We start from the raw sequence: 8,022 nt of genomic DNA, 5'->3' as shown, positions 1-8,022 counted from the left end.
ACCCGCAGCTTCTGGCAGGACGAAGACGGCGCGATCACGATCCTCGCGCTCTCTTTCCTGCTGATCACCCTCGTGATCGGCGGCCTCAGCGTCGATTTCAACCGGGTCATGGCCGACAGGACCCGCCTGCAGATCGCCGCCGACACCGCGGCCCATGCCGCGCTCTATTCCCGCGATGACAAGAGCGCCGACGAAGCCCGGCAGGTCGCCGGCGATATCATTCTCGATCTCCTGCCGACCTCCGGCTTCGGGAGCGATGTCATCACCAGCGCCGACGTCAGCTTCGGCGTCTGGGACCCGGAAAAATTCGAATTCACCGCGGCACAGGATTCAAAATCCGCCGTCCGGGTCTATGCAGCCATGGCCGAAGTGCGCAACAACGCATCGCGGAACCTGCTGCTGCATATCCTCGGGTTCGACACCTTCGATGTCGGGGTGCAGTCTGTCTTCAGCACCTACTACCCCCCCTGCCTCACGGAAGGGTTCGTGGCCGATAACGTCGTCGACATCCAGTCGAACAACCGCTTTTCAGCGCCCTTCTGCGTCCATGCCAACAATTATGTCAGCCTGAACCAGAACAATGTCTTCGAGGCAGGCACCGGTGTTTCCATGCCCGACATCAGCAAACTCGACATACCGAACTCCGGCTATGAAAAGAACAGCGGGCTTGAGGCCGCGCTGCGCCAAGGGGTTTACCGCATGCGGCTCCTGGCCGATCTGCCAGAGATCATTGACAGCTTCTGGACAGCCAAGGCCAAGCATCTTCCCCCCTATGTGGCGCCGGGATCACTTTATGAGGTCGATGAACGCAAACTGGCGGTGGAACCGGGAAACAGCGGCTCCGGCGGTCCGCCTGCCAAGTCGGGCGGCGGGGGCCTCACCCCCAATCATTTCATGCCGGGGGCGGTGAATTACCTCGCCTGCGGGGGCAGCGGCAAGATCACTCTGGGTCAGGGCACCTATTCGGAGTTTGTCTTCATCACGAGCTGCGAGGTTAAATTCGCAAGCGGCACGATACTGGAGGACGTGGTGATCGCCACGACCAATACCGGCCCTGCTTCACTCAGCGCCCCCTCCAATCTGAACCTCGGACGGGACGATGCCTGCGCCGCCGGTGGCGGTGCGGTCCTGATGACGCTGGGCGGCTTCCGCGCGGCGGCCAAGCTCAACGTCTTCGGCGGCCAGATACTGGCGCTGGGTGACATCAAGTTCGCGGCGAACGCCAACGGTATTCAGGGGGCCTCGTTTATCTCGGGGGGGAACATCGACGGCACCAGCAACATGCGGTTCGGCAGCTGCAATCAGGCCGGGATGGAACACGTTTACCGTGCGCAATATTTCAAGATGGTGCAGTAAGCCTACTGCGGTATCTCTCCTGCCAACAGCCTTTCGACCACCCGGCAATTGGGAAGCTCTGCCTGACCGCAGGCGTCGATCATCTCGCGAAGGTTACGCTCGGCGGTCCTGAGGTCGTCGATCTGCCGCACTATCCCTTCGGCGCAGAGGTTCAGCAGACTCTGCCATTCTTCGCAACTGTAGGAGCCGCCTTCGGTCCCATCCACGACCTGCCGTATCTGCTCCAGACTCAGCCCCAGCGCACGACTGTGACGAATGAAAGCCAGACGTCGAATATGTTCGTCTGTATAGACGCGATGCCCCCCTGAGGTGCGCTCAACTTCGGGCATCAGGTTCACGCGTTCATAATACCGGATCGTGTCGATACTGCTTCCGGTCAGTTCGGAAACATCCCCGATGGACAGGTTGGCCCGAGAAGACTGCGGCTCGCTCATTCGCTTTTCCCTTTTCCCTTTTCCCCCGGAACATGGAGTAGCTCCAGATTTGTTTCCGACAATAGGCGACACCATCAATCGACACGGTGTGGTTGAAAATTGCAATGGAGGCCAAGATGCAAATACATACGTTGAACTCGGAAGAATGGACAAAAGCTGTGGCTATCGGGGTCGCGGTTTCGATCCTGACGGGCCTGATCACCTTAGTCGGGCTGAAAGCCGGGATTTCGCCGCTGCCCAAACCGCTCGGCCTCGCATTCGCCGAAACGCTGTGGGAAAGTGCTCTGCCGCTGCCGGTGGGTCTGTTGTTTCATGCCGTTTGGGTGACGGGTTTCTCCGTCGTTTATTTCCTTCTGTTCGCGGACGCTCTCACCTTCATGCGCGCCTTCTGGCTGGCATTCGTTCTGTGGATCGCGACCTTGGTTTTCTTCTTTCCTGTCGTCGACTGGGGCTTTCTCGGTCTGGCGGTGACGCCCAAGGTTATCGTGGCCGCGGCGGTGCTGCATTTACTGTTCGCTGTGTTCCTTTGGGGCTTGGCGCGGATGACTTTCGGCGCGCGGATCGAAAACCACTCCGCCCGCGCGTAGCACCATAACCAAACAGCCCCATATGCCTGTGACGGCCCGCGCAAACGCAAGTGGCTGCCGCATGGGATCCCGGCGGGGAAGGGTTCGCCCCCTGCCCCGCTACGCCTTATCCATTTCGCCAAGGTAATGAACCTCGGCGCGGGCCACACCGATCCGGGCGGTGTCGATCCGGGCAGAGGCCAGTCCGACGTCCCGCGCGCCAAGCCGGGCAAGATGGTTTCCATCCGGGCCGACAATGCAGCTTCCGCCCAGATAGGTCAGTTCCTCTTCGCTTCCGACCCGGTTGGCATAGGCCACGAAGATCCCGTTTTCATAAGCCCGCGCCGGCACCAGCAGGGATGTCACCTTGTCGTAGGGCTCCATTAGGGCCGTGGGCACCACCAGCAACTCCACGCCGCCGGTCGCCAGTTCGCGCACCCGCTCCGGGAATTCCACGTCGAAACAGATCAGCACGCCGACCTTCACACCCTTGCAGGAAAAGATCAGCGGCTGCGACCCGCGCCGGAAACTGCGTTTTTCCCACTCCCCGTAGAGCATCCGCTTGCGGTAGGGGCCGATCACCCCAAGCTCGGGGTCGAAAACGATGGCCGCATTGTAAAGTCCCGCTTCCGTCAACTCGTAGCTGCCCACCACCAGAACCAGTGACAACCGCTGCGCCAGGGCGGCAAGCGCGCTTATGCAGCCTTCATCGACGCGGACCGCGATCTCGCTCAGATCCGCGTGGGAATAATAGCCGGTCAGAAAACATTCCGGCATGACCAGCAGGTCAGCCCCGGCCTCCGCCGCCCCTTCTGCCGCGGCCTCTATCCGCGCTAAGTTGGCCGCGATATCGCCCGGTACGCTGTCGCCCTGCCACAGCGCCGCCGTCAATCCCGTATGCATGGCGCTACTTGTCATCCGGCTGACCTTTCCGCCCCCAGAAGCCGGGGCAGATCGCCAAAACGGGCGATGCTTCCGTAGATCAGCACCGCCGTCATGACGAAGAAGACAGCGACCGATGCCATCACCGGCGTATAGCCGTACCGCAGCGAGTTGAAGATCTTGATCGGCAGGGTTTCGGCGGTGAACCCGGCGACCATATAGGCGATGATATATTCATTGAGGCTGAGGACAAAGGCAAAGGCAAAGCCCGACATCACATAGGGCCGCACCAGCGGAAAGATCAGCGTCCTGAAAACCATGCGGCTGTTGGCACCCATGCAGCGGGAGGCTTCGATCAACTGCCGGTCGATCCCTTCGAGCCCGAGAGAGATCGTGACCAGCGGCAGGGTCACCAAAAAAACCCCGTGCGAAACCATCGTCGCACCGATCTGGCCGTAGAAGCCGACCGTGATCCAGAAGATCATGAAACCCAGGGCCGAAATGACCGGCGGCAGCATGAAAGGCGCCACCCCCAGCCCGAAGAGCGCCTTTGCCAGCCGGTTCTGCTTGCGCCAGACATAAAGCGCGAGCGGCAGGGCGATCGATACCGCGATGGCACTGGCGCCCAGTGCGATCACGACCGAATTGCGCAAGGCACCCAGCCAGTCGTTCGCCCGGAAAAGCTCCGCATACCATTGCAGGGAAAACCCCTCGGGCGGAAACAGAAGCCGCTTGGGCTCGTTCAGCGACACCCCGAGGATGACGACAAGCGGCGCGGCGAGGAACAGCACCACCAGCAGGATGAAGAGGTTTCGAAACAGGGCAGGCACCGGCTACATCCTTTTCTGGCCAAGCAAAGAGGAAAGACCCACCATCGCCAGCGACACCAGCATCAGGAAAATCGCCATCGCCGCCGCGAAGGGCAGGTTCGACTGAAAGATCGCCTGATCGGTGATATGCACCGACAACGTCCAGTGCTGCGGTCGCCCCAGCACCTGCGGCAAGAGATAGGCCCCCAGGGTGAAGACGAAGACAAGGATCAGCGCCCCGGTTATCGTGTTGCGAAGCATCGGCACGACGATGTTGAAGAAACTGCGTATGGGCGAGGCGCCGAGCATCCGCGCGGCCTCCGGCAGTTCCGGGTCAAGCCGCGACAGCGCGGGATAGATCACCAGAACCGCATAGGGAAAACCCAGATAGCACAGCCCCAGCAGCAGCGCCCCCAGCGAGGGCGTGAAACTGCGCGAGGACTCAAGGATGCCCAGTGCCGCCAGCAGGTTGCCGATCCCGGCGGTCTGCGACAAGAGCGTGGACCAAGCAAAGCCGATGATCACCTCCGACAGGGACAGCACCGACAGCAGGAACACCAGAATGACCGATTGCGCCCCCGCCCCCATCCGCGTGACGAAATAGGTAAAGGGCACCGCAACTCCGACCGAGATCACCGCCGCCGCCGCGGACAGGCCCAGCGACGTGACAAGCACCTTGAAAAAGAACGGCGACAAAAAGCGCGCGTAGTTCGCCAGATCGAAAGCCGGTGTAAAGAACGCGCCCTCGTCGCGGCTGAAGAAGCTGACGGCGAACATGATAAGAAACGGGATGAGAAAGAACACCAGCAGCATCGCGGTGGGATAGACCGCGACCCCATTGTCCCTCAGCCTGTCCGCCACGCCGCTCACAGCGCCAGCACCGTGGCGCGCCCGGTCAGGAACTCGACGCCCACATCGTCGCCCACGGACACGTCGGGACGGCTCTGCGGGGCGCAGACGGAAGTGATCTCCATCTCTCCCACCCGCAGCAGGATCTCCACGCTGGCCCCCAGATCGCGCAGAAAGACGACCTTTCCCCGAAACTGGCCGCGCTCCGCATCGGCATGCACCACGACATCCTCGGGCCGCAGGCTCAGCGTGGCGCGGGCAGGCGCGGCGACGTGCAGGATATCTTCGGGGGCAAGGCGTATCTCGGTGCCTTCGGCATCAAAGGTCCGGTCGTCGACGAGCCGCCCGGCGATCAGATTGCTGACCCCGATGAAATTGGCGACGAAGGGATTTGCCGGATTGCGGTAAATCTCCATCGGTGTGCCGACCTGCTGCACCTCGCCCTCTTTCATCAGGATCACGATATCGGCCATCGACATGGCTTCGCGCTGATCATGGGTCACGACGATGGTGGTCACGCCCAGATCTTTCTGCAACTGGCGCAGTTCGATCTGCATATGCTCACGCAGGTTGGCATCCAGCGCCGAAAGCGGCTCGTCTAGCAAAAACACCTTGGGATCGATCGCAAGCCCCCGCGCAATGGCGACGCGTTGGCGCTGACCGCCCGAAAGCTGGTGGATATAGCGGTCTTCGACCCCGGGCAGCTTGACCAGATCGAGCAATTCGCGCGCCCGTGCCCGCCGTTCCGCCGCCGGGGCACCGCGTACCTTAAGCGGATAGGCGATGTTCTCCGCGACGGTCAGATGCGGAAACAGCGCCAGCGACTGGAATACCATGCCGAATTCGCGTTTGTGGGCGGGGATGTCGCCATAATCCTCGCCGCCCACGATCAGGGCGCCCTCGCTCAGGTCTTCCAACCCCGCCACGAGCCGCAGCAGGGTCGTCTTGCCGCAGCCCGAGGGGCCCAGAAGGCAGACAAAACTGCCGTCGGGGATATCCACCGACACATCGCGCACGGCCGCGAAATCGCCGTACATCTTCGTGGCGTTTTCAATACGTATCTGGGTCATCGAAAACCGCGCTCCTTCAGGTGTGCCGGTTGCGGCCTGCCGCGCCGGGCGGCAGGCTGCAGCAGCATTATCCGACCACCAGTTCGGACCATTTCTGGTTCAGCCAGTCCTCACGCTCGCTATAGACGTCATAGCGCGGCAGGATCGGATCGATGGAGCTTGCAACCGCGCCGTATTCCTCATCCGTCAAATCCGTAAGGTCGCGGCGCACCGTGGGCGCGGTGCCCACGAAACGCGACAGCTTGGCCTGAATTTCGGGCTGGCACATGTAGTTCATGAATTCCTGCGCCTCGGCGACCTTGTCGGAAGCCTTGGACACGCACCACGACCCGGAATCGAGCACGCCGCCCTCTGCCGGGAAGGTCGAGCGCACGGGCTTGCCGTCCGCCGCCGCCAGACCGGTGACATCGTGATAATACTGCCCCATCGGGATCTCGCCGGTTTCCAGCGCCTGCTGGAACTGGCCTTCGTCCCGGTACCACAGGCGCACGTTGGGCTTTACCTCAGCGAGCTTGTTCATGACCTCCAGAATACCCTCCTCCGTGTCGAGGATTTCGGTCCCGTCGAACCAGGTTTCCGCCGTGATCTCCAGCAGGAAGGAGTTGGTGGCAAGCGCCAGCAGCCCCAGCTTGTCCTCGTTGGCCGGATCCCACAACGCCTTCCATGAAGAAGGCTCCTGTGCGTAGACATCCGTATTCGTCACCAGCGTGATGTACCACGCCACGGCTCCCAGCCCGTTGATGGAGCCGTCTTCGTAGCGATGCACGAAATGGTCCGGCAGGTTCGCCGCATTGGGCAGGGCCGCTTCATCGAGCGGGGCCCAGAGCTTGGCGCGCTCCCCCTTGATGCGCGCGACCTGCGCCATCATCGAAACATCGGCGGGCGCCTGATTGGCCCGCGCCGCCGTCATCAGCTGCACCAGCCACGCCTCGCCCGTGGGCTCCCCGATGGACTCCACGGCGATGCCGGTCGCGGCGGTGAAATCGGGAAAGATATGTTCGTTGAAGCTGTCCTGAAAATAGCCCCCATAGGTGCCGACCTTCAGCGAACGGTCGGACTGCGCGCGCAGCAGGTTGGGCGTGGCAAGGCTGGCCAGCCCCCCGGCGGCAAGCGTCGAGCCCATGAAACTGCGACGGTTCAAGAATTTACGTGTCATGTCGTTTTCCCCTGTTTTCAGTCTGTGGCGGTTTGGTTTTTCGGCAGGATGCAAAGCATTTCATACAGCAGGTTCGCCCCGATCAGGGCCGTGTTGCCGCTTGGGTCATAGGGTGGTGAGACCTCGACCAGATCGCCCCCCACGACGTTGAGCCCGGCACAGCCCCGGATCAGCTCCAGTGCCTGCCAGGTGGTCAGCCCGCCGATTTCCACCGTGCCGGTGCCGGGGGCAAAAGCGGGGTCGAGGCTGTCGATGTCATAGGTGATATAGGTGGGCGTATTGCCGATCTCCTGCCTGATACGCCCGATCAGCGGCTTGAGCGACTGGCCCCAGCAGTCCTCTGCCTGCACCACCGTCCATCCCTGCCGGCGCGACCAGTCGAAATCATCCGCCGCATAGCCGGTGCCGCGCAACCCGATCTGGTAGACCTTTTCGTTGTTCAGCAGCCCTTCGTCGAAGGCGCGGCGGAACGGGGTGCCATGGGCGATCTTTTCGCCGAACATCTCGTCGTTGATGTCCGCATGGGCATCGACGTGGATCAGCGCCACCGGCCCGTGCTTTTCGGCAATCGCCTGCAGGACCGGATAGGTCAGCGTGTGATCCCCGCCCAGCGTCAGCGGCACGACGTCATGGCGCAGCAGGTCGCGGTAGAAAGCGGCGATGCGCGCCACGCTGTCCTTCAGATCGAAGGTGTTGAGCGGCACGTCCCCCACATCCCCCACCTGCATGGCGTCGAAGGGTGCCGCGCCCGTGGCCATGTTGTAGGGCCGCAACATGCTGGATTCGGCCCTGATCTGGCGCGGGCCGAAACGCGTGCCCGCCCGGTTCGAGGTGCCGATATCCAGCGGCACACCCACGAAACAGGCATCCAGCCCCGCCGCATCCGCGCAGGCGGGAAGC

Annotated in this window: 9 protein-coding genes; 2 read left to right on the top strand and 7 right to left on the bottom strand. The window is 62.2% G+C overall.

Annotated elements, in window-relative coordinates:
- A partial coding sequence (locus A3728_RS06820) for a TadE/TadG family type IV pilus assembly protein (protein ID WP_082857963.1) occupies positions 1–1,356 on the top strand: 1,356 nt, incomplete at its 5' end.
- Positions 1,357–1,358: 2 nt separating this feature from the next.
- Here the strand turns inward: A3728_RS06820 and A3728_RS06815 are convergent.
- Positions 1,359–1,790, bottom strand: coding sequence for a MerR family transcriptional regulator (locus A3728_RS06815; protein WP_067921451.1), 432 nt, complete (start codon positions 1,788–1,790; stop codon positions 1,359–1,361).
- Positions 1,791–1,948: 158 nt separating this feature from the next.
- Between A3728_RS06815 and A3728_RS06810 the strand changes: the two genes are divergently transcribed.
- Positions 1,949–2,377 (top strand): hypothetical protein, encoded by a 429-nt coding sequence (locus A3728_RS06810; RefSeq protein WP_201722301.1) that lies wholly within the window; start codon positions 1,949–1,951, stop codon positions 2,375–2,377.
- A 99-nt stretch (positions 2,378–2,476) separates the two neighbouring features.
- Here the strand turns inward: A3728_RS06810 and A3728_RS06805 are convergent, their stop codons facing one another.
- The 6 genes from A3728_RS06805 to speB form a co-directional block, all read right to left on the bottom strand.
- Positions 2,477–3,274 carry a carbon-nitrogen hydrolase family protein gene (locus A3728_RS06805; RefSeq protein WP_082851162.1) on the bottom strand — a complete coding sequence of 266 codons (798 nt, stop codon included), beginning with the start codon at positions 3,272–3,274 and terminating at the stop codon, positions 2,477–2,479.
- Entirely contained in the window at positions 3,271–4,068 is a 798-nt protein-coding gene (locus tag A3728_RS06800) for an ABC transporter permease (RefSeq protein ID WP_067921447.1), read from the bottom strand. The genes A3728_RS06805 and A3728_RS06800 overlap by 4 nt, the downstream gene beginning before the upstream one ends.
- Before the next feature lie 3 nt (positions 4,069–4,071).
- Positions 4,072–4,917: an ABC transporter permease gene (locus A3728_RS06795; RefSeq protein WP_236630423.1), complete on the bottom strand. Its 846-nt coding sequence runs from the start codon at positions 4,915–4,917 to the stop codon at positions 4,072–4,074.
- Positions 4,914–5,966: an ABC transporter ATP-binding protein gene (locus tag A3728_RS06790; RefSeq protein WP_067921445.1), complete on the bottom strand. Its 1,053-nt coding sequence runs from the start codon at positions 5,964–5,966 to the stop codon at positions 4,914–4,916. The genes A3728_RS06795 and A3728_RS06790 overlap by 4 nt, the downstream gene beginning before the upstream one ends.
- A 67-nt stretch (positions 5,967–6,033) precedes the next feature.
- Positions 6,034–7,122 carry an ABC transporter substrate-binding protein gene (locus tag A3728_RS06785; protein WP_067921443.1) on the bottom strand — a complete coding sequence of 363 codons (1,089 nt, stop codon included), beginning with the start codon at positions 7,120–7,122 and terminating at the stop codon, positions 6,034–6,036.
- Between the two features lie 17 nt (positions 7,123–7,139).
- The coding region (speB, locus tag A3728_RS06780; protein ID WP_067921441.1) for an agmatinase at positions 7,140–8,022 on the bottom strand (883 nt) is incomplete at its 5' end.

Origin of the sequence: Sulfitobacter sp. HI0040 (assembly GCF_001634885.1) — a bacterium.
Taxonomy (GTDB): Bacteria; Pseudomonadota; Alphaproteobacteria; order Rhodobacterales; family Rhodobacteraceae; genus Sulfitobacter.
The sequence above is the reverse complement of the archived record's forward strand: the minus strand, read 5'-3'. Positions and strand labels throughout refer to the sequence as shown.

What these genes read in the sequence shown, in the direction of transcription:
- A3728_RS06815 (WP_067921451.1), bottom strand. Translation starts at nt 1,790, where the DNA reads ATGAGCGAGCCGCAGTCTTCTCGGGCCAACCTGTCCATCGGGGATGTT.
- A3728_RS06805 (WP_082851162.1), bottom strand. Translation starts at nt 3,274, where the DNA reads ATGACAAGTAGCGCCATGCATACGGGATTGACGGCGGCGCTGTGGCAG.
- A3728_RS06790 (WP_067921445.1), bottom strand. Translation starts at nt 5,966, where the DNA reads ATGACCCAGATACGTATTGAAAACGCCACGAAGATGTACGGCGATTTC.
- A3728_RS06785 (WP_067921443.1), bottom strand. Translation starts at nt 7,122, where the DNA reads ATGACACGTAAATTCTTGAACCGTCGCAGTTTCATGGGCTCGACGCTT.